A 21,653-nucleotide genomic window follows, 5' to 3' on the forward strand; every position below is an offset into this window, starting at 1 on the left:
AAAGCAGACTATTTAGTCTGCTTTTTGTTATTTAAAAAAGTTATTTTGATTAAGTTGAAATATTCTAAATAAGCCTTATTTTGTTGATTTGTAATAAATATTTCTTTGACAATTTCACCATTTAAAGATTCAACTACTTTTAATGTGTTTTGAAATACTTTTAGACATTCAAAAGGAGTATAACTTTTAAATTCTGGGTATTTTAGACTAACTTTTAAAACAATATATTCAAAAATAGCTCTTAAAATCAAAATCATAATATCATTCAAACTTTTAATATTATTAATTGAGCTATCATTTGAATTTTGATTTATTTTGCTTAAAATAGTGTCTTTATTTTCAGTCAGTAAATTAATTAACTTTAAATCTTTTAGCTCTACGTCACTGCTGTTTAAGTTAAAGATGAAATTATTTTGTATGAAATAGTTAAGCACAAAAGTAGTTAATTTCTTTTGTTGTATTTTATTGGCGAAGCCAAATAAGTTCAGTTGATTTATAATGTTTTCTAAGACAGATACACCATAATTAACTATCTTTGTTTCCAATAAATTTGCACTTAAGTTTTTTAAGATTAATTCCTTAACATACTGTTTATTTTCAGTAATTGAAATATTTTCAATTGTATTTCTAATTGTACTTATAGGATCTGGGTTTAGTTTTTCTAGGTTTTCTAATCTACCAATACCAATTTGGTTGCTATAACCTTTAGCAAACCCATTTGATACCGCTACAAAAATATAGGTGTGATCCTTTCTTTTTGCCTTATAACAATAAATTTGTTGCTAATATTATTTAAATTATAAAGACATATAGACTAAAAGTAAAATAAAATTCTCGTAATCACGAGAATTAATAAACTATTTATTGTATTTAATTAAGTTAGGATTTAAACGATAAAAACGACCTTCTTTTGCTTGTTTTTTACCGTTTAATATAGTTGCATCAGCAGAAAACGAGTTATTTAACTTAAATATACTTTGCCCTACTCCATAATAATCAACCGGAACTGAAAGTTCTTCGAATAAGGCTATTTTTTGCGCATCAAAGCCAGACGATACTACAATTTTATAGTCATTAGCCCCTGCTTGATTTAGAGCTTTTCTTAAGTTAATTATCTGGTCAGGATTAACTCCGAATTTAGGTTCTTGATTATCAAACATATGGTCAATCATGTTTTTTGAAGTGTCAACTCTAACACCTCAAACTTTGTCTTTTAAAGCTTCATATACTCTCAAAGAATCTTTTATAACATCATTATGATAATCTACTAAAGCAATCAGTTTGTCATTTGGGAAAATTTCATGATAAGCTTTAGCAGCTTCAACTACATCACCATCAAAACCTTGAATTAAAGCATGTGGCATGCTTCCAAAAACCGCATTTTCATTATGATTGATTGCTTGTTTTTGGGCTAAAGTCGACATTATTTTAATTCCTCCTATTTCAACAGCTTGCGCATCAACAGGTTGATTTAAATAGTGATCAGCTCTATCACCCATAAAAATAACAGGTTTATTTCCAGCAGCTTGAACACAGTGATAGGCATTGGTTGCAATTGATGTATATCTAGCTAAAATACCGTCAATCATTCCTTCTCAAATACCAAAATCTTGATAGTGTCCTTCTAGTTCTAAAACAATATCTAAATTATTGATTTTTGCACCATCTGGTAGATATTTAATAGAATATTTGCTTGTATCTGTTTCTGATTTTAAAAGTTCTAAAACTTGCTTCATTCCAGCTAATATCGAATTGTCTTTTCGTTGAAAAAACTGCATAACAATGACGTTGTTTGGCTTTTTAGAAGCTAGAACTTTAGCAGTTTTAGCAAAATATGCTGCTGTATAATCTTTTTTATTGTTCATCAAAGAAACCTTCTTCTTGTGAATTTATTGCGTGGTGTTTAAGTGATTGTAAATGTAAGTGTAGTTTGTTTTTTAAGTCTGGATGGACAAAATAAAATGGTTGTAAAGCTTTTTGATTTGGTTGCAATACTCTGAAGAATTTTCTTAAGCAAAATCCAATAATTGGGGCTGTTAAAAAAGCCATCAAGAATAAAATAATGTCTAGTAAAACGACAATAAAAGTATCTCCACCGTTGTATCCTAAAGGTTCATAAAAAGAAACAACTTTGTATATAACTACACCACGATCTAACTCAGTTCCACCAAAATCCATAAATTTATGACCAGTGAAATAAATAATTAAAGTGAAAAAGAAATATGAAACTGGATAAATAGCCAAGAATCAAATAGCATTATTCGATATTTTAACATAGTGTCTTAGTCAGAAAAATGTTGACAGACCTAAAGCAGGGGCAAAAGCGTGCATGATTAATGTTTTAACCATTTCAAAAATATTTTGATTTGTAAAAATCCCATCATAAACTGCCACTCCACTTCAGTAAACAAGCACTGTGATGATAATATAAACTAATGAACCAAAATAAAACTTTTGAGCACGATATGAATTTTTATAAAATGGAAATGTGGCAAGTGAAATAGCCATAGTTAAGTTGCTAATAAAAGTAAATCACTTCGTTGAACCACCTCAAAAAATTTCAGTTGCATTAGGGTAAATATAAGTTTCTTTAACACTACTATCAATGTTTGCTGATTCTATTACTTTACTTACTGATTCGAAGGCTTCATAAACTTTAACACTTCTAAAATGTCATTCTAAAATTGTTGTTATTAGATAAGTTAATAATAAAATAACACCGATTGAAAAACAATATCAATCGATTTTATTGAAAAATAAAAAATTCCTTAAAAATAATTTCATAATTCTAATCCTTTACCTTTTGTAAAAAAACACTATCAAAGCTATGCTTATACCAACTATGATTGCTATAAAAAAAACACAAAGTAAACTTCAAATTGCTTTTCTAAGATAGAAATTACGCTTAAGTTTGTTATAAACTAGCTTGTTAGCACTGAGATTTGAATCTTTGATTTTGTTTTTTTGTAATTCAGATTTTAATTTGATGAGTTGATTTAAGTATTGCTTAGTGTTTTTTTTAAATAATTTATTAGTGGCTTTAAGTTGTAGTTTCTCAATTTCATTATCAATTTCACGAATAAAGAAACTTCGATAAAAACCATAATTTAAATTATCTGATTTCATTAGTAAATATCTAATAAAATTACTTGAACATTTTTAGGTTTTTTATCAATTAGTGCCCGAACACTTTCTTCAATATCAAAGGTTAAATCTTTAACAATTGAATAAGGGTCATGCTCTTTAGTTATGTTTTTTAACTTAATTTCAATTAAAATGTTTAAGTTTGAATGATCTGGATCTATCTCTAATTTAGGCACAGAACTTTTAATGACATTTTTTGCGCTTGAAATAACTAGTTCAATCGCATTTAACAGCGCACTTTCTTGAACTATATAAGTTTGGTTTGAATTATATGAAACATTAATTCAATTCATTATTTATTTGCTTTTCCAACGTATTTACCTGTTTCAGATGAAACTGTAATTACGTCTCCTTCTTTAATAAACATAGGTGTTTCTAGTTCGAAACCTGTTTCAACAGTAACTTTCTTTTGAGGATTATTAGTTGTGTTTCCTTTAACTGCATCAGGTGCTACTGTAACAACTAAATCAATATTTACTGGTAATTCAATATCTAAAACTTCTTCTTGGAATTTTCTGATTTGAACTTCATTACCTTCTTTTAAGAAGTTTAATTCTCATTCAACTAATGAAACAGGGATTGAAACTTGTTCATATGTTTCATTATCCATTAAAATAATGCTTTCTCCATCAGAGTATAGGTAGTTCATTTTTCTTTTATAAATGTGAGCACGTTTAACTTTATCTCCACCTGTATAGGTTTTAATAGTTGTTGAACCTGTTCTTAAGTTTTTAACTTTAGCTTTAACATTAGCTTGTCCACGTCCTTGTTTAGAGTGTGTTGCTTCTAATACAACAAAAATTTCACCCTCATCTTGGAAAGTGATACCTGGTTTAAATTCGTTTACATTAACCATGTTTTTCTCCTTAGTCTGTTGATATTTTTTAAATTATATATTAATTTATTTGCTTACTAAACAACAGCTTAATTTTTTAGTAAAAAATAGCATTATTTTTTTATTTAGTTCAATTAGTTTAAATTCTTACTTATTTAATGAGGAGTTAAAATGAACCAAATTTACTTATTCAACCTTTACCAACTGAAAGAAAAATTTAATTATGCATTATTTAAAGGTAAGCAAAATAAAACTTATGTACTGCCAATAATGGAAAAAGACAACTTTGTATATTTTTGTCGTGTGCAAAAATATACTAAAAACAATGGTGTACATCTTTTATCACCAATAATCACTCAGAAAAATACTGATTATTTTGTTAATTTTGAATGAATTTATAAAACAGATGCAAAACTGTTTTTGAATGATACTTTCTATATACATGACGATATTTTTAAAGATAAAATTAACCCAATGAATGAAATACAAATCTTAAATTCATTTAACATTATTCTTAAAAACAAACTTTATCGCTCTACTACTGTTTCATACCGTTTATAAATTCCCATTTTAAATGGAATTTTTTAAAAAAGTAAGTTTTTTAAAATTTATAAATTTAGATAACTTATAATTAGTTTTATGTATATAAATGAAAATTCAAAAGAAATTGACTTAAACGATTCAGAAAATCGGTATAGTCAAGAAAATAAAAATTATTATTTAAAATTTAAAAAATACCATCTAGTTAAAATTAGCTTTTCGTTCCTTATTTCAAGTGTTATTATGCTTTTAGCACTAGTTTTTTTAACTTTTGCAATTCTTAGTGCACTCGATGTATTTGGCGAAATTAAGAATGACAAAAAGAATTTAGCAGGCATATCAAATTATATTTGATACTTTGTTGGGTTCGTGTTTTTAGCCTCTGTTTCGATGTTGAGGTCTTGAAATCAATATGTCTTATTTGCAGATGCGATTTTAACTGCCAAAATTGATTTTTCAAAAACGCAACAAAAGTTCAGAAATAAATTAATGAAATTATTCCTTAATAAATCAGGGGTATTTGTTTATTATTTCTGTTCAGTTTTTCTATTTTTTATAAACTGACCGATTTTACTCTGATTAGCATCCAAAACTACTTATACAAATCAATTTAACCAAGAAATTCAGGGTGAAAAATATTTAGAAGACAAAAGTTATTTTAAAAAAACAGTTTTAAGTTATTTAAACAATCAAGAAGATAGCACACTTGCTCGTTTAAGCAAATCAAGTTTAATTTATACCATTCAAGAATTAGCAATTTCAGGTATTGCCTTAGCTTTATTTTTATTAGTAACTACAATTACTAAAACAACTGGAGCAAGTAAAATAGGTCTTTCATTAGAATATATTTTTTATATTGTTTTTGCCCTTCTTTTACCAATTGTTAAAGCTATGATTCTTGCAGTTATTGCTGATTTTAGTTTACTACTATTTACTGGTAGAATTTGATCTTACTACTGAATGTATGCATTAGTTGGAATAGTTATTGTTTTAATTACAAAAGGTTTTATTTATCTGCTGAAAAATAAAAAACTTTGAAGTGCTTATGTAGCAATTTCTATTATTGTAATATCATTCATTATCTTTTTAGCCCTATATATCTATGTTTTAGATTCAAATAATGAAGCATTTTATGCTAAAGTGAAAGTTGAGGGTTCTAAAAAATCAATATCAACGCTCAATACAGAAAATCCTTTAATTAGAATTAGTGAAACATTTGGTTTCAAAAGCCTAAGCAGTGGAACATTGACCATAATCACTGCGTTAGTAGGACTTTTAATCTTTTTACTAATTAGTTTCACAATAATCTTAACTTTGATTAAATGATCTAGCTTAAGAGTCGATTCAAAAGAAAATCAAAACACAAAAGTTAATTGAATTAATAAAAAACTAGCTTTTGCAAGTCATTTAGTAAAAGATAACTTCTACGATAAAAGCATTTTATTTGTTAAACTCTTATCATTAGTTATTTCGATTTTTATTATTGTTAGATGGTTAGGTGGACCAATTTTATACATTAATTATGCAAATGCATTTTTAGGGAGAACTTATACAGTAAAAGATAACTTTGTCATATTAATGATTCCAATAGTTTTAAGATCTGGAATTGCAATTCCGGTTTATACATTTTTATTACTAAGTTTATATGGTGCTTTATCATTTATTCAAAATAATTTTGTTTCTAAAAACAAAAAAGGAAAATACTAAAAAGCAAGTTTCTGACTTGCTTTTTTAAATAAATCCAACTTTTTATCATTTTCTAGTTTTCTTTTTAACTAAAAGTTAAAAAAATATATAATTTAAAAAAGACTTATTAAAGGGGTTAAATATGCATTCAGAAAGAGCCAAAAAATCAAGACGTCAGGTCAGAATTGACATAATAAACGTTATTTATAAGTATGAACTTTTAGGTAAACCAATTGACCTAGTTGAAGTGTTCAATGAGAATAGCGATTTGACTCAAAGAGACTTAGCTAGAATTAAAAACATAAAAGATAATTATGATTTTTTCAAAGATACAATTTTAATTAAATTATTTAACACAAACTGAGATTGAAACAGAGTTTCTCCACTGCTTAGAGCAATTTTAATTAATGGTGTTGAAGAATTTTTCACTCTACATCCAAAAATTGTTATTAATGAAGCTATTGAAATTACCAAATTATATTTCCTAGTTGATACAAAAGAAGAAATCGACCTAGGTTGAAAAACTAACGAAAGCAATTACTACAAATTCATTAATGGAATTTTAGAAAACGCATATAAAGTTCTACTAAAAATGGAACGTATTGATGTTGAAAATGATAATTAAACAGTTTAATGCAATTAAACTGCTTTTTCTACGAGCTTCATATCGTTGACATTATGATAGTTTAGTTAAAAAATTAAATTTTACTTTACAAACCTTTTATGACATGGATATTTTGCAACAAAAAAACTTGAACGAAGTAGTTGTTAAGAAACATGTTTTAAAAGCCAAAAATTTAAATGAACTAATTAGAAAATTTAATAATAACTTGAAGTTCCAAGAAGTTTCAGAAAGAGATAAAAAAATGATTTTTTCATTTTATTATTTCTTTTTTTATCAAACATTCGTTAAGTATTTCAACAAAGCTAATTTAGAATTTGAATACAACTTAATTGACTTATCAATAGATGATTCAAATTATTCAGGTCGTAAAGAAAAAAGAAAAATTTTTGAAATTAACTTAAACAACGCAAAACGCCAACATTATTATCGTTTTTTAGACCATTTTCAAACCAAGCCAGATTACAACTTAATCTTGATTAAATTACTTAGAAAGGTGCTTTAAAACTTTATGAAAAGTCAAGATATTCGAGACCAGTTTCCTTCATTAAAGAAAGTTACTTATTTTGATTCAGCTGCTTTAGTTTTAAAACCTCAAGTAGCGATTGATGCGATGGTTGATTATTACACAAACATAGCAACATCTTCAAGAAGCGCTGATACGCCTATGGGTAATTTGGTTAATTCAACTATTAATCGTGTTAGAGATAAAGTTGCAGACTTATTAGATGCTAGTCCATCTGAAATTATTTTTACTAGTGGAACTACTGAATCAATTAATTTGTTTGCGCAAATGTTTAAACAGTTGATTAAATCAAAAGATATTATTTTACTTAATGCATACAATCACTCCTCTAACATTATTCCTTGACTTGAAATGGCTAAAGAAGTAGATGCTGAAGTAATAATTTCTGAAGATATTACAAGCGAGATGCAAAAACTAGGTTCAAAAATTAAATTGGTAGCCTTTGCACAAGAAACAAATACTTTTAATCAGCATTTTGATATTAATCAAATATCTGCATTAGCTAAAGCAAATAACACTATCATTTTTAATGATGCTGCTCAAGCTATAAGTCATGAAAAAGTTTCTATGGAACTTTCAGATATTGTGGTTTTTAGCACTAACAAGTTTTACGGGCCTACTGGAATGGGTGTTTTGGCTATTAAAAAACCTATTTTAACAAAGCTTAGACCTGTTAAATTTGGTGGGGGCTCAGTTAATGAGATATTAAAAGATAATACTTGGTCGCTTAAGAAAACAATTTCAGCATTTGAACCAGGGACACCTGATATTGCCGGTTTTTTCATGTTTGATAAATCGTTAGACTTTTTTGAATCCATTAGTTATAACTATACACAAAGTAAATTAAACACTTTATCAAAATATTTACATGAAAAACTTAATAAATTAGAAAATGTTGAAGTATTTTCAAAATCAGGTGATTATATAGCTTTAATTAATGTTAAAGATATAAATGCGCAAGATGTTGCCACTTATCTAGGGACAAAAGGCATTGTGACAATCGCTGGAATTTTTTGTGCACCTTACTTAAGAAATATTCAACAAAACTATTCTTTCCTAAGAATTTCGTTAGGAATATACAATAACTTTGAAGACATTGATAAATTAATTCATGAATTAGAAAACGGAGGTGATTTTTATGCATTTTAATCCAAACGAAGCTCGCGAACTAATTATGAATCATTATTCAAAACCACAAAATAAAACAACTTTAGAATCAGATTTTGAAACTTTTTTCAGCACAACTTGCTCAGATAAATTAATGCTTAAAGCAACTTGAAAAGATAATGTTTTACAAGATGTTTCATTTGACGGTCATGGATGTGCTATTTTTATGGGTGCTACAGATATTTTTCTAAACATCATAAAAGGGAAAACACAACAGGAAATCAATGACTTAGCAATGCTGTTTGATCGTTTTGTAAATTTAAAAGAATTAAGTGATTCTGAAATTCAGTCACTAGGTGATTTATGAGTTTTCTTTAATGTTAAGAAACACTTAAACAGAGTTAATTGCGCTCTTTTAACACCTAATGCACTTAAAAAATAATGAAGCCTGTTATTTTCCATGTTGACTTCGACAGTTATTTTGTTAGTGCTGCCAGAGTTAAAAATCCAAAACTAAAAAATTTTCCAATTGCTATTTCAAGGGATAAAAGTCATGCAATTGCGGTTTCTGTAAGTTATGAATTAAAAAAACAAGGTGTAAAAACTGGAATGAAAAATTATGAAATTAAGCAGATTGTTCCAGATGCCATTTTTATACCTTCTGACATGGATTTATACGTTAGTTTATCTAATAAAATTTTTAGTTACATTAAAAATAAGTATAGTCAAAACATTTCAGTAGCTTCGATTGATGAATGTTTTTTAGATGTAACAAATTTAATTAAGCAAAAACAAATACAACCTAAAGAACTTGCTTTACAAATGCAAAGTGATATTTTGAATGTATTTCAAATTCCGATTACTATTGGTATTTCACATAATAAATTTTTCGCAAAAATGACTACCAACATTTCAAAACCTTTTGGTATTGGATTTACTGATGAAAATAATTATCAAGATCAATTTTACAATCTTGACATTAAAGAATTTCATGGAATTGGTCGTAAAAATTCTCAAAAACTTAAGGATATAGGGATAAAAACAATTGGAGATTTTGCTAAGTGCGAAATTTCAGACCTTAAATTGCAAGCAATTTTTGGTAGGACTTTACAAGATTTTTTAGATAAACTTAATCCTGATATCTGAGAAAATGTAATTTATAAGGAAGAATTGCCTTCAGGAATCGGTAATGAGAAAACATTTACTGATTATGATTTAGCATTAGAGTATAAAGTTAATGCATTAACTGAATTAAGTGAAAAAGTTTCAAAAAGAGTTAGAGCTGAAAATTTAGCAGGTGATGTAGTTGTAGTCACTATTCGCGAAAGAAATAAAGTTTGAATTTCTAAACAAATGAAGCTTTCTAAATACATAAACAGTGCGCAGGAACTTTATAGTGTAGCTTATTATATATTTAAAAAATATTTTAACAACAAAGATTTTATAGGTATTGGAGTTAGATTAACTTCACTAAAACCAGTTAAACAATTATATAAACCAATAAATCTATTTAACTTACAAGAATTAAACAGCAAACCATTGTTTGAACAAGTCTTAAGTGAGCAAGGTTCTGACTTGCATCGCAAAGCTTTATTGGTTTTAGCTGATTTAAGTTTCGAAAATGAACAAGAATCAAAAGATAAAACAACTTTTGGACTATATAGAAAGTAGGGAAAATGAAAATAGGAATTTACGGTGGTAGTTTTGATCCGATCCACATTGGGCATATTAAGACTGCTGAAAATGCTATTAAAGAACTTAATTTAGATAAGTTAATTTTCGTTCCAGCAAACTTGTCACCATTCAAAAAAAACAACAAAGTTGCATCAAATCAACACCGTTTAAACATGATTTCAATGTCTTTAGAACAAAAAATGGAAGTTTCTGATTTTGAACTTAAACGTCAAGGAGTTAGCTATACCATTGATACGGTCAAATATTTCAAAAACAAATACAAAAACGATGAAATCTTTTTAATAATTGGTAGCGACAATGTACCTACTTTAAATAAATGAAAAAACATTGATGAAATTGCTTCGCTGGTTAAAATCGCAGTTGTTAGACGGTCAAACAAAATTAATAAAATTAACATTAAAAATATAATGGTGTTTTGCTAAAAAATGAACCTATTGAAGCTTCTTCAACTATTTATAAAAAAGGAGTCTTTGAAATAGTTTCACCTGAGGTTCAAAATTACATTCAAAAACACTTTTTATATGCCGAACAAATTATTCATAACTATTTATCAGCTAAACGAGCCAAACATTGCATGGCTACTGGCGAATTTGCCGCAAACCTAGCCAAAGCGCACGGGTTTTCAGCAAGACAGGCGTATTATGCTGGAATATTTCATGATATTGCAAAAGAAATTGATCCTGAAATACAAAAACAGTGAATTTTAAATAATGAACCAGATATGGATGTTGAATATCCGAAGTATAAATTACACCAATACGCAGGTTATATTTGACTAAAATATGGTTATTTATTAGAAGATCAAGAAATTTTAAATGCTATTAAAATTCATACTTCTATGGCTGAAAATATGACTTCATTGGACAAAATTTTATTTATTGCTGATAAAATTTGCCAAGGTCGTAAATTCCCTGGAATCCAAAAAGTTAGAGAGTTAACTTTCAAAGATTTAGAAGCCGGTTTTCAAGAAGTTGTCAAATATACATACCAATTCAACATTGATAAAGGCGTAGAATTTGACCAAAAACAAGAATCTTTATATCGTAAATGAGGTAAATTCTAATGATTCAAGAAAAAGAAAGATTACAAAAGCTTTTATCACAAGCAGGAATAGCATCACGTCGCGAAGCTGAAAAGATGATATTAAGCAATCGGGTAAGGGTTAATGGCGAAATAGCCGTATTAGGTCAAAGAGCAAGTTTTACTGACAATATTGAAGTTGATGGTATTCCAATTGAACAAGAAAGAAAAGTTTATTACGTTTTAAATAAACCAAAACACACCTTAACAACAATGAAAGACCCTAGAAATCGTGATAACGTTATGAACTGAATAGATGTTCCATATCGTGTCTTCCCTGTGGGAAGATTGGATTACGACACAACAGGTGTGTTAATTTTTACAAATGATGGAGAATTGGCGAATAAACTTATGCACCCTTCTTATGGAGTTAAAAGAGTTTATCGTGCTCGTTTAAATGAACCACTTGAAAAGAAAGAATTGAAGATATTAAATGGACCTGTAGAACTTGAAGAAGGATTAATTTCAAATCAAATGGTTATTACTGCTGATACCAAAAGTTATTTCGTTGTTTTATCTCAAGGAACATATCACCACGTAAAAAGATTATTTGAATTCGTTAATAAAAAAGTCATTAACCTAAAAAGGGTGGAATACGCAGGTGTAACAGTTGAAAAATTACCCGAAGGTAAATTCAGACCACTAACAATCAAAGAAATTAAAAACCTGCATGAGTGAGTAAGAATTAAAAGATCCTAATCGGATCTTTTTTTGCGCCGTTGGGGTCTTGACTTTTTTACAGAAAACGATATAATTAATAAAATTTTATTTTATTAATTAAACACATTAAGGTTTACTATGGAAGATACAAACAAAGACAAAAACTTATTAAATGATATTGACTCAGAAAACAAGACCCACTTAATTACTGAAGATGATATTGATTTTGATGATGATACTAGAGTAGTTTTTAAAGCAAAAGAAGTAAAACCTCAAATTGAAGAAGATGAAGAAGAAATTCCTCAAAACAACGAAGAATATCAAGTTCAATCTCAAATCTTATATGATCCAAAAGATGGAATTTATCCAGTTGTTATTGATAACGAAATGGAAACTTCATTTTTAGATTATTCAATGAGTGTTATTGTTTCACGTGCTTTACCTGATGCCAGAGACGGTTTAAAACCTGTTCACCGTAGAATTTTATATGATATGTCTGAATTAGGAATTACACCTGGTTCACAGCATCGTAAAAGTGCCAGAATTGTAGGGGATGTTTTAGGAAAATACCACCCTCATGGTGACAGTTCAGTTTATGATGCTATGGTTAGATTAGCACAAGATTTCTCAATGCGTTATCCATTAGTTGATGGACATGGTAACTTTGGTTCAATTGATGGGGACGAAGCTGCTGCTATGCGTTATACAGAAGCAAGAATGTCAAAAATTGCTGCTGAAATGCTAGAAGGAATTAAGAAGAATACAGTTGACTTTGTAAGTAACTATGATGAAACTGAAACAGAACCAACTGTTTTACCTTGCCGTTTCCCTAACTTATTAGTATCAGGTGCTTCAGGTATTGCTGTTGGTATGGCTACAAATATTCCACCACATAATTTAGCTGAAACTATTGATGCTGCTATTGCTATTGCACATAACCCTGAAATTACAGTTAGAGAATTGATGCAACATATTAAAGGACCAGATTTTCCTACTGGCGCAACAATTTTAGGAGTTAATGGAATTTATGATGCTTACTCAACAGGAAAAGGTTCAATTCCTGTTAGAGCAAAAACAGAAATCGTTGAAACAAAAAATGGTAAATACAGAATTATTGTTACTGAAATTCCTTATGCACTACAAAAGAACTTATTAATTAAGAAAATCGCAGACTTAGTTAAGGATAAAGTTATTGAAGGTATTTCTGATTTACGCGATGAATCAAACCGTGAAGGAATCAGAATTGTTATAGATGTTAAAAAAGGATATAATCCTGATGTTTTACTTAATAAGCTATATCAAAAATCAGAACTTCAAAAAACATTCAACTACAGCCTTGTAGCAATTGTAAATAATGAGCCTAAAATTTTAACCTTAAAAGAAGCCTTAAATGTCTTTTGAGATCATCAAAAAGATGTTGTTTCTAGAAGAATTACATTTGATTTAAATAAAGCTAAAGAAAGAGCACATATTTTAGAAGGTTTAAAAATCGCAGTTGACAACATTGATGAAGTTGTTAGAATAATCCGTAGTTCAAAGAATGAGGATTTAGCAAAAACTCAATTAATTGAAACATTTGCATTAACTGAAATTCAAGCCAAAGCTATTTTAGAAATGCGTTTAGCTCGTTTAACAGGTTTAAGTATTACAAAAATGGAAGAAGAACTTAAAGAGCTACAAGTTCGTATTGACCACTACAATTTCATTTTATCTTCTGAACAAAACTTAGTAAACCAAATTATTGAAGAATTAAATGAATTAAAAGAAAAATTTGCTGACGCAAGAAGAACAAAAATTGATGAAACAGCAGTAGGGGTTATTTCAGATGAAGATTTAATTCCTGAAAGACCTATTATTATTACTGCTACAAATAAAGGTTATGTAAAAAGAACTGACCTAGCAGAATACAATGCTCAAAAACGTGGTGGTATGGGTTCAAGTTCAATTAAAACTTACCAAGATGATGATGTTTCATTGTTACTCCATGCTTCCACTCATACTGATATCTTGCTATTTTCTAACTTAGGAAAAGCCTACAAGTTAAGAGGACATGAAATACCTGAAGGTTCTAAACAATCTAAAGGTTCATCATTTATCAATATCTTACCTAACTTGAATGTCGAATTAAATGAAAGAATTGTCTCAATTTTAAAAGTTGATGGTTATGATGATAATCAATATTTAGCAACCATTACTAAAAACGGATTATTCAAGAAAACTAAACTAGATTCATATTCTCACATTCGTAAAAATGGTCTTAAAGCATTCGGTTTAAGAGAGAATGATGAATTAGTCAGAGCCTTTATTGTTGACAATGACGATGTTATTTTAGTAGCTAATAACTATAAAAACGTTGTTATGTTTAAGGCTGACGATGTAAACGATAAAGGAAGAAACGCTTTAGGAGTTAAGGCAATTACACTAGTTGATGATCATCGTGTTATTTCGGCTTCTGCACAAAGTGAAGGTGAATTAATTCTAACTCTAGGTGCTAAAGGATTTGGTAAATTATCAACTCCTGATCAATTTAGCATTACTAAACGTGGTGCTAAAGGTGTAACAGGTATCAATCCTCTTAAAGCTGGAAACTTGGTGTTTGCTAGATTTGTTAATCCAAATGATGAATTATTAGTAATTACTTCATCTGGAGCAACAATTAGAACATTTATTAATCAAATTTCAGTAATTAGTCGTGCTGCTAAAGGAGTTAAGGTAATTAACTTAAAAGACGATGATTCAATCGTTGATGTTGAAGTAATTACTCACCAAGATGCTTTAGAAACTCATGCTGACACTGAAGAAATAACTTCACAGCAATAATAAAAGCCAAAAAGCCATTAATTTGGCTTTTTTATTTGCTATAAAATTGCATAATAAAAGACGCACTTATTGCGTCTTATTTTTTGAATATGATTAATTAATTTTCATTATTAAATCATGCTAATGCATTAGTTACATCACCAATTTCACCAATGATTGTAATAACATCATTCATCTTTAGATTAACATCACCAGTAGCACGTTTAGAAATTCCATTAGATTTGATTAAAACAATAGTAATTCCACGTTCGTTTAAACCTAAGTCCTTAACTTGTTTTTGAATCAATGTTTCATTTTTAATAGAAGTTGAACCAATAACGAAATTATCACCTATTTCTTGCAGGTTTTGACCATACTTAATGAAATTGTTATTAGCAGCTATTAAAGCAGCTCTAATTCCTGCTTCTGCTTCTGGTTTAATGATAACATTAGCACCAATTTGTTTTAATACACGTGCATGACGAGCCGAAATGGCTCTAGCAATAATGTTTTTAACTTTTAACTCTTGAAGAGCTGAAACGATTTCAACATTTTCAGATACAGCAACTACTACAGTATCAATATTATCTATACCAATCCCCATTAAAACTTTTGTGTCAGCAGCATCACCAGTAAAGATTCTGTCAATGTCTTCTTCATAACGTTTTAAGTTTCTTTGATCTTCATCCAAAATAACAATATTTTTATTTAAATTTAACAACTGGTCAATAACTGCTTGACCAAAACGTCCAGCACCAATGACAGCGATTTCATCTTGATGTTTAATTTTCATAATTTCCTATCCAATGGCTATATCACCATCAATGTATTCAAATGTACGTTTATAACTCTTTTTACGTTTTCAAACTTGTAAGGTTGAACTAATTCCAAATTGTCCAATGAACATAACTAAAATCAATGTAATTTTTGAAGCTACATTTAAATTCTTGGTTATTCCTGATGACAGACCAGTAGTTCCAAAGGCACTAGCTACTTCAAAAACAATGTTTTCAGTTCCAAAGACTTCATTTCCATTATTAAAGATTGAGTCTGTTTTAATTTGACCCTTATAAGTGTCAAATGATGAAAACAGTATCATTGATGCGAGCAGAATAATGATTAAAGTAATGGCAATTATTTGACTTGACATATTAACTGTTTCTTGACGAATTGAACGTTTAAACATTCTAACTTTAGGTCAACCAAATAAAATTCTTACAATCGACATAAACATTAATGCAAAAGTAGTTGTTCTTATTCCTCCACCTGTTGAAGCAGGAGCTGCTCCAATAATCATCATTAAAATAAAAATAAAAGTAGTACCTTGTGTAAAGTGTTTGATATTTACAGTAGCAAAACCAGCGCTTCGGGTTGAAAAACTACTAAACACTACTGCAAAAAACTTGTCAAAATCACTTCCATATAAGTGTCCATTTTCAACATATTGTTTAATTTTATCAGGAACATTAGTTAAATCTGCTCCATCATTAAATCATTTAGTATAAGTTGTATAAACACTGTCTGATAAGTTTTCAGGAATATAATATTGATTTCATAAAGTATATGGATTTGAAGAAGTAGTTTCAAATACTATTGAAGCTAAAAATCCTGCAATTAAAATTAATAAATAAGCAGTTAATGATACTTTAGTGAAAAGTGAAAACTTATATTGAGTAGGCTTACGATGAATTTTATGTTTGATTCATTCTAATAAGTCATATAAAACCGGGTAACCAACACCACCAATAATTAGCAGAATAATAAAACTTATTTGTAAAAAGTAGTTTTGATAATAAGGCATTAAAGAAAAGCCTGACATAATATCAAAACCAGCATTATTAATGGCTGAAATTGTATGGAAAATACCAAATTTAAGCGATAAGCCTCAATTGTATTGTGGGCTTATAAAATCACCATTTAACATTAATTGAATACCTTTAGTATGTTTTAATGGCGAGAAGTAAAAATATAGTGTCAAAATGATACTATAAAAGCAAATTACAATAAAAATGAACTTAACTGATGAAACTATCAGTTTAATCATTTTTGACATATCTGAACCACCACGTTCAGTTTGCAGTAGTTTCATTTCAACAACAGAAGTTGTTTTCTTACCAAATAAATAATTAATAATAAAGAATTTTAAAGCAAAAATACCTATTCCACCGCTTAGTATCAAAATGGCTATTACAGCTTGTCCTAAATCGTTTCAATGCTTATAAGTATCCACTACTACTAACCCAGTGTCACTAAATGCACTAGCAGTAGTAAAAACAGCATTAATATAACTTATTTTAGGTTGGTTTGCATTTTGAGAAATTGGTAAAAATAAAATAATTGAAGATAAAACAATAATTAAAAAATAAACAAATAATAAATACTTTAATTTGGAAATATTGTTTTTTCAATGTCAGAAATAACTAATTGAACGGTAAAACTTACTTCTAGCAACCTTCCTTTTAGTTTTATCAATGAAATTGGACAAATAACCTCCTTGAAGGAATTCCGATTTTAATATATATAATTTTAACTTTTTCATAAAAAAAGTTAAATTATTTTTAGGTTATCGGAAACAAAAAGCACCAATTTTGAACTTGGTGCTTTTGTGTTTTTGTTTTTTATTTATTAGTTAATTTATTAATTGTTTTAGATACAAATTCGAAATTTGGATGGTTAAATAAGTTAGCTGTTGAAGTTTCTATTTCATTGATAATGCCATCTAAAATTGTTTTATTACGTTTGATTTTAGGTGGTTTAACTTTATTTGGTTCTATGTTTAACTCAGTGTTTTCTAAATAAATCTCTTCATTTCAATCGCTAGCTCTTCTTTAGCTAAAACAGAGTTTGCTCAGTTTTTTATAACTCATGAATAATCATTTAGTGCTACAAATGAAAAGCTTGAAACTTGATAACTAATCGTGTCTTTGTTTAAATCTTTAAAAATCAGCATCTTAAAAGAGTTTAAAAAAACGACCAGAAAAGCAAACGTAAAGTTTAGTTTAATTACTGAATCGTAGGAACTTTGGAAAAAGAAATCCAAAATATAAACTAACAAATCATAATCATCTTTATTCTGATTTAACCCTTGCTCATAATAACTACTAATTAGGTCTTTTAGTTTGTTAACTATATCTTTTCATAAAAATTTGGGAACATTAAATTTATCAATGCACTTTTTAATTAGCAAAAAAGAACAAGTCACTAGATTAGGTACGCTTTTAATTAAAAAAGAATTATCTAAAACGGTGTAATTTAAATTTAAGAACTCATCTTTTCTGGAAAGAAGGTAAACAAATTCTTGAAGTTTAAAATCGGTTTTAGCCAAATGAAAATGGTCATTTTGAAAATATTGGCGATAGTATTTAGCTTCACTTTGAACTGAAGGTTCATTTCAAAAGTATATACGTCTTTTATTCATTTTACCTCCTTTACACTTTAATAATATTCTTTTAATTAATCGTATTTATATACCTTTAAAAATTAAACACTGATAGCACAAAAAGAGGAAAATAAAACCATAAAAATCCACATTTTCAGACTTGTTCCACATTTTACAAATAAGCAAATTTTATAATTTGTTTAATTTTGTGAAAATTACCATATTTTTTATTCAAATTCATTCAGCAAAATTAAATATATAAACCTTGAAAAAAGGCAAATAAAAAGCAAACCAAAGTAGTTTGCCTGTCAAATTTGATTATTGTTCACCCTTAATTGAGCGCATAATTTGTCTAATTTGAGTTTCTGAAGCTGTACGCCCCATTTGTTTGAACATTATACGGATCATTTTTTCATTAATTGGTGGGTTTTCTTTAAGTTGTTTTTTAAACATATTTCTTGTTATGAAAAACACAGAAATACCTGCCACAATGGCTGTAAAAATAACACAAGCTAAAATTACACCAACAAATGCTCCTGTAGAAAGATTAACCATAATAAACTCCTTTATGATAATTATTTATATTTTATAGTATTAAATTCAGTTTCATTGAAGTTTTTAACAAATTCAACCAACAGATTTTTAGTTGCTAGTAAATCTGAAACAGAACAAACACCTATAGGGCTATGTAAATAACGTTGTGGTAATGATAGAGTTAAAGTAGCAGCTCCGCCTTGTGCAAACTGCAATTGTGCAGCATCAGTTCCACCACCCATCGCTACGAATTTATAAGCTTTTATTTTGTTTTTCTTAGCAATATTTTGAATATGTGCCACTAATTTAGTATCCATTAAAGTACCACCATCTTTAATTCTTAAGGCTGCTCCTTTAAATAAAGCAGTAGTACCTGCAATTGTACCGATTGTGTCATGTGATGATGTTGTATCTAATGCGATAGCAATATCCGGATTAACCACTGACACTGATGATTTAGCGCCACGTGTTCCGACTTCTTCTTGTACTGTTCCAACTAAGTATAAGTCCGCTTGTAAGTCTAAGTGAGCAACTTCTTTAGCAATGCTTTCTAAAACTGCAACTCCAGCACGGTTGTCCATTGCTTTTCCACCAATTAAATCAGGATTGTGGAATTGAACAACTGAACCAGTCAATTGAACTCTGTCTCCAATTTGAACATTGTGTCTTAAAGCATCTTTTTTGTTTTCAAATCCAAAATCAGCATAAAGTTCATCATTAGTAATTGCTTTACTAATTTTGTGATTTTCCATAATATGGATACTTGTGTGTCCGAAAACACCTTCAAAAACTTTATTATCTTCAGTGATTAGTTTTGCTTTTGTTCCTACTACAACTGTTGGTCAAATACCACCAATTGGACTTAAAAGAACTTGACCAGTGTTATGAATGTCTCTGACAATATAACCTACTTCATCCATGTGAGCTGCAATCATGATTTTAGGCGCATTTTCTACGCTTGCTTTTTTGTAGAAAATTACTGAACCTAATTTATCACGCATTACTTTAAAGCCGTTGATGTTTTTCTTAAGTTCATCAACAACCGGTTCTTCATATCTAGACATTGCTTCAATATTCATGTAGGTAATTAAACGTTTTTTAAAATCTTGAATTTGACTCATGATTATCCTTAAATTTCATCTTCTTCGTCGATTTCTAATTCTTCTTGATCTACTTCACCAAATATAGCTTCTTTAGCTTTTTCTAGCTGATTTTTGGCTGTTTTTTTAGATTTTGTGCTTCTTGATTTAGGCTCGTCTTCTTTTTGAGCTTCATATTCTTTATATGTTATAAATTTAACCTTTTGTTGTTTAAAATCAGCATCATCTGGTTCGTCTGTGTAAATTATTGTAGGTACAATAATTGGATTACGTCTTTTTTCTTTATAAAACAGAGCTGATAAACGTTCTTTAATTAATTCTTCTAGTTGTTGTGTAGTTCAACTTTTGTTGTTTCCATTAGCCTTAGCGTTTTTAATGTGGTATAAAACAGCACCATGCGCTATTCTCTTGGCTTCTTCAATTAATTCTTTTGAAGTTTTAACAAAGAAACTACCTCTAGTAACAATCTGCGGACGTCCTATAATAGTGTTTTTCTTTTTGTCTAATAAGAAAATGATGTTAACAAAACCAGCATTTTTTAACTGTGCTCTTTGTTCTAGTATTTGTTCTGACAATCCTAAAACTGAGTTTCCGTCAATGTAAATAGGCCCATATTTAACAAACGAATTTGTTGGTTTAATTTCACCATTTAACATTTCAAAAACTTGACCTTTACGCGGCACCATGACATTTTCAGTCTTTACACCATTTTCAATTGCGGTTTTCCCATGCTCAACACACATTCTGTAATCACCATGGTATGGTAAGAAGTATTTAGGTTTAGTTAATTGAAAAATTTTATCATGCTCTCATTTATAAGCGTGTCCTGATGTATGTAAATATCCATCAATTCCATTTTCTTTGATTAATGCACCTTGTTTGTATAAACGGTTAATTAATAGTTCGACAACCATTCTATTACCAGGGATTGGGCTTGATGAGAAAATTACCATATCACCTTTAATGATTTTGATACTGTTGTGTTTTCCATAACTCATTCTTGATAAAGCAGCCATTTGTTCACCTTGTGAACCAGTTGTTAGAACAACTAAATCTGAATCTTTAATATTGTTTAGTTCTTTTTTGTCAATTAAAACATCATTCGAAACATTTATGTATCCTAATTTACGACCGATTTTAATCCCTTGCACCATTGAACGACCAAAAACAACAACTTTTTTCTTTAACTTCTCAGCTAGTTCAATAATAACCTTAACTCTTGTTAAGTTAGAAGCGAATGCAGTAATAATAATTTTCTTTTTAGCTGCACGCATATGTGCTTCAATATCGGTTAAAATATCACTTTCAGAAGGTGAGTGATTTTCACGCATTGCATTTGTTGAATCAGATAAAAGCGCTGTTAAGCCTTGTTTTCCAATTTCATCTAAACGAGCAAAGTCAGTATAGTTTCCAATTGGAGTATAGTCAAATCTGAAATCACCAGTACACATTAAAGAACCGTTTGGAGTAGTTATTCTAATACCAAACGCATCTGGAATTGAGTGTTGTGCAGTTCAGAAATCTACTTTACATCCTTCAGGGAATTTATGAGCATCAGTTTTTACAATTTCAACAAAATCAATCTTACGAGTGATTTTGTGTTCTTCAAATTTCAACTTCAAGTATTGAATAGCAATTCTTGGAGCAAAAATTTTGCTTAAATTTGTTTGTTTAACCAGATAAACAACTCCACCAATGTGATCTTCGTGTCCATGAGTTATAAATAAACCTTCAAGTATTTTTTCTGGTTTATTTAAGTAAGAATAATCAGGAATAATACCTCTAACACCTGTGTTAAAAGTGTCTGCAAATTTAATTCCTGCATCAATTAAAAATACATGATTAGCATGGTCAACAACTAAAGTTGATTTACCAATTTCTTCTGCACCACCTAGTGCAAAAATACGAGTCGGAATCATAAACTCTCCTTGATTTTAAAAATTATT

General features: G+C 28.8%; 23 protein-coding genes. 11 read left to right on the plus strand and 12 right to left on the minus strand.

Features of this window, described 5'->3' with window-relative positions; all coding sequences use genetic code 4:
- Positions 1 to 8: 8 nt before the first annotated feature.
- From FG904_RS00800 to efp, 6 genes are all read right to left on the minus strand, one after another.
- On the minus strand, positions 9 to 545 hold the full coding sequence (locus tag FG904_RS00800) for a hypothetical protein (protein ID WP_139592040.1): 537 nt from the start codon (positions 543 to 545) through the stop codon (positions 9 to 11).
- A 312-nt stretch (positions 546 to 857) separates the two neighbouring features.
- A complete protein-coding gene (locus tag FG904_RS00805; RefSeq protein ID WP_139592041.1) occupies positions 858 to 1,865 on the minus strand; it encodes a nicotinate phosphoribosyltransferase in 1,008 nt (335 codons plus the stop codon).
- Entirely contained in the window at positions 1,855 to 2,784 is a 930-nt protein-coding gene (locus FG904_RS00810; RefSeq protein WP_139592042.1) for an MAGa3780 family membrane protein, read from the minus strand. The genes FG904_RS00805 and FG904_RS00810 overlap by 11 nt, the downstream gene beginning before the upstream one ends.
- Positions 2,785 to 2,796: 12 nt before the next feature.
- Positions 2,797 to 3,126, minus strand: coding sequence for a hypothetical protein (locus FG904_RS00815; protein WP_139592043.1), 330 nt, complete (start codon positions 3,124 to 3,126; stop codon positions 2,797 to 2,799).
- Positions 3,126 to 3,437 (minus strand): MMB_0454 family protein, encoded by a 312-nt coding sequence (locus FG904_RS00820; protein WP_139592044.1) that lies wholly within the window; start codon positions 3,435 to 3,437, stop codon positions 3,126 to 3,128. Before FG904_RS00820 ends, FG904_RS00815 begins: the two co-directional genes overlap by 1 nt.
- Positions 3,437 to 4,000: an elongation factor P gene (gene efp / locus FG904_RS00825; RefSeq protein ID WP_139592045.1), complete on the minus strand. Its 564-nt coding sequence runs from the start codon at positions 3,998 to 4,000 to the stop codon at positions 3,437 to 3,439. The genes FG904_RS00820 and efp overlap by 1 nt, the downstream gene beginning before the upstream one ends.
- 150 nt (positions 4,001 to 4,150) lie before the next feature.
- Here efp and FG904_RS00830 point away from each other — a divergent pair, with 150 nt between their 5' ends.
- The 11 genes from FG904_RS00830 to gyrA all read left to right on the plus strand — a co-directional run bounded on the left by FG904_RS00830 (position 4,151) and on the right by gyrA (position 14,715).
- A complete protein-coding gene (locus FG904_RS00830; RefSeq protein ID WP_139592046.1) occupies positions 4,151 to 4,540 on the plus strand; it encodes a hypothetical protein in 390 nt (129 codons plus the stop codon).
- Between the two features lie 78 nt (positions 4,541 to 4,618).
- Entirely contained in the window at positions 4,619 to 6,226 is a 1,608-nt protein-coding gene (locus tag FG904_RS00835; RefSeq protein ID WP_139592047.1) for a hypothetical protein, read from the plus strand.
- 121 nt (positions 6,227 to 6,347) lie between these two features.
- Positions 6,348 to 6,830 (plus strand): transcription antitermination factor NusB, encoded by a 483-nt coding sequence (locus FG904_RS00840; RefSeq protein ID WP_139592048.1) that lies wholly within the window; start codon positions 6,348 to 6,350, stop codon positions 6,828 to 6,830.
- Positions 6,811 to 7,332, plus strand: a complete 522-nt coding sequence (locus FG904_RS00845; RefSeq protein WP_139592049.1) for a hypothetical protein — start codon at positions 6,811 to 6,813, stop codon at positions 7,330 to 7,332. Before FG904_RS00840 ends, FG904_RS00845 begins: the two co-directional genes overlap by 20 nt.
- A 6-nt stretch (positions 7,333 to 7,338) precedes the next feature.
- Positions 7,339 to 8,502, plus strand: coding sequence for an aminotransferase class V-fold PLP-dependent enzyme (locus tag FG904_RS00850; protein ID WP_139592050.1), 1,164 nt, complete (start codon positions 7,339 to 7,341; stop codon positions 8,500 to 8,502).
- A complete protein-coding gene (locus FG904_RS00855; protein WP_139592051.1) occupies positions 8,492 to 8,902 on the plus strand; it encodes an iron-sulfur cluster assembly scaffold protein in 411 nt (136 codons plus the stop codon). The genes FG904_RS00850 and FG904_RS00855 overlap by 11 nt, the downstream gene beginning before the upstream one ends.
- Positions 8,902 to 10,131 carry a Y-family DNA polymerase gene (locus FG904_RS00860; RefSeq protein WP_139592052.1) on the plus strand — a complete coding sequence of 410 codons (1,230 nt, stop codon included), beginning with the start codon at positions 8,902 to 8,904 and terminating at the stop codon, positions 10,129 to 10,131. Before FG904_RS00855 ends, FG904_RS00860 begins: the two co-directional genes overlap by 1 nt.
- 5 nt (positions 10,132 to 10,136) lie before the next feature.
- A complete protein-coding gene (nadD, locus tag FG904_RS03435; protein WP_338044338.1) occupies positions 10,137 to 10,577 on the plus strand; it encodes a nicotinate (nicotinamide) nucleotide adenylyltransferase in 441 nt (146 codons plus the stop codon).
- Complete coding sequence (gene yqeK / locus FG904_RS03440) at positions 10,571 to 11,218, plus strand: bis(5'-nucleosyl)-tetraphosphatase (symmetrical) YqeK (protein WP_338044339.1); 648 nt, start codon at positions 10,571 to 10,573, stop codon at positions 11,216 to 11,218. The genes nadD and yqeK overlap by 7 nt, the downstream gene beginning before the upstream one ends.
- Complete coding sequence (locus tag FG904_RS00870; protein WP_139592053.1) at positions 11,218 to 11,934, plus strand: pseudouridine synthase; 717 nt, start codon at positions 11,218 to 11,220, stop codon at positions 11,932 to 11,934. The genes yqeK and FG904_RS00870 overlap by 1 nt, the downstream gene beginning before the upstream one ends.
- A gap of 99 nt (positions 11,935 to 12,033) precedes the next feature.
- Positions 12,034 to 14,715: a DNA gyrase subunit A gene (gene gyrA / locus FG904_RS00875; RefSeq protein ID WP_139592054.1), complete on the plus strand. Its 2,682-nt coding sequence runs from the start codon at positions 12,034 to 12,036 to the stop codon at positions 14,713 to 14,715.
- Positions 14,716 to 14,812: 97 nt separating this feature from the next.
- On the opposite strand, the gene FG904_RS00880 is transcribed toward gyrA, so the two are convergent.
- The 6 genes from FG904_RS00880 to FG904_RS00905 all read right to left on the minus strand — a co-directional run bounded on the left by FG904_RS00880 (position 14,813) and on the right by FG904_RS00905 (position 21,626).
- Positions 14,813 to 15,487 carry a potassium channel family protein gene (locus FG904_RS00880; protein ID WP_139592055.1) on the minus strand — a complete coding sequence of 225 codons (675 nt, stop codon included), beginning with the start codon at positions 15,485 to 15,487 and terminating at the stop codon, positions 14,813 to 14,815.
- 6 nt (positions 15,488 to 15,493) lie between these two features.
- Positions 15,494 to 17,179 carry a TrkH family potassium uptake protein gene (locus FG904_RS00885; RefSeq protein WP_246051811.1) on the minus strand — a complete coding sequence of 562 codons (1,686 nt, stop codon included), beginning with the start codon at positions 17,177 to 17,179 and terminating at the stop codon, positions 15,494 to 15,496.
- Positions 17,180 to 17,485: 306 nt separating this feature from the next.
- On the minus strand, positions 17,486 to 18,112 hold the full coding sequence (locus FG904_RS00890) for a hypothetical protein (protein WP_139592057.1): 627 nt from the start codon (positions 18,110 to 18,112) through the stop codon (positions 17,486 to 17,488).
- Positions 18,113 to 18,391: 279 nt separating this feature from the next.
- Positions 18,392 to 18,628 carry a YneF family protein gene (locus FG904_RS00895; RefSeq protein WP_139592058.1) on the minus strand — a complete coding sequence of 79 codons (237 nt, stop codon included), beginning with the start codon at positions 18,626 to 18,628 and terminating at the stop codon, positions 18,392 to 18,394.
- Between the two features lie 20 nt (positions 18,629 to 18,648).
- Positions 18,649 to 19,728, minus strand: coding sequence for a M20/M25/M40 family metallo-hydrolase (locus FG904_RS00900; RefSeq protein WP_139592059.1), 1,080 nt, complete (start codon positions 19,726 to 19,728; stop codon positions 18,649 to 18,651).
- An 8-nt stretch (positions 19,729 to 19,736) separates the two neighbouring features.
- Positions 19,737 to 21,626, minus strand: a complete 1,890-nt coding sequence (locus FG904_RS00905) for a ribonuclease J (protein WP_139592060.1) — start codon at positions 21,624 to 21,626, stop codon at positions 19,737 to 19,739.
- Positions 21,627 to 21,653 lie beyond the last annotated feature (27 nt).

Source organism: Mycoplasma nasistruthionis (assembly GCF_006228185.1).
Classification (GTDB): domain Bacteria; phylum Bacillota_I; class Bacilli_A; order Mycoplasmatales; family Metamycoplasmataceae; genus Mycoplasmopsis; species Mycoplasmopsis nasistruthionis.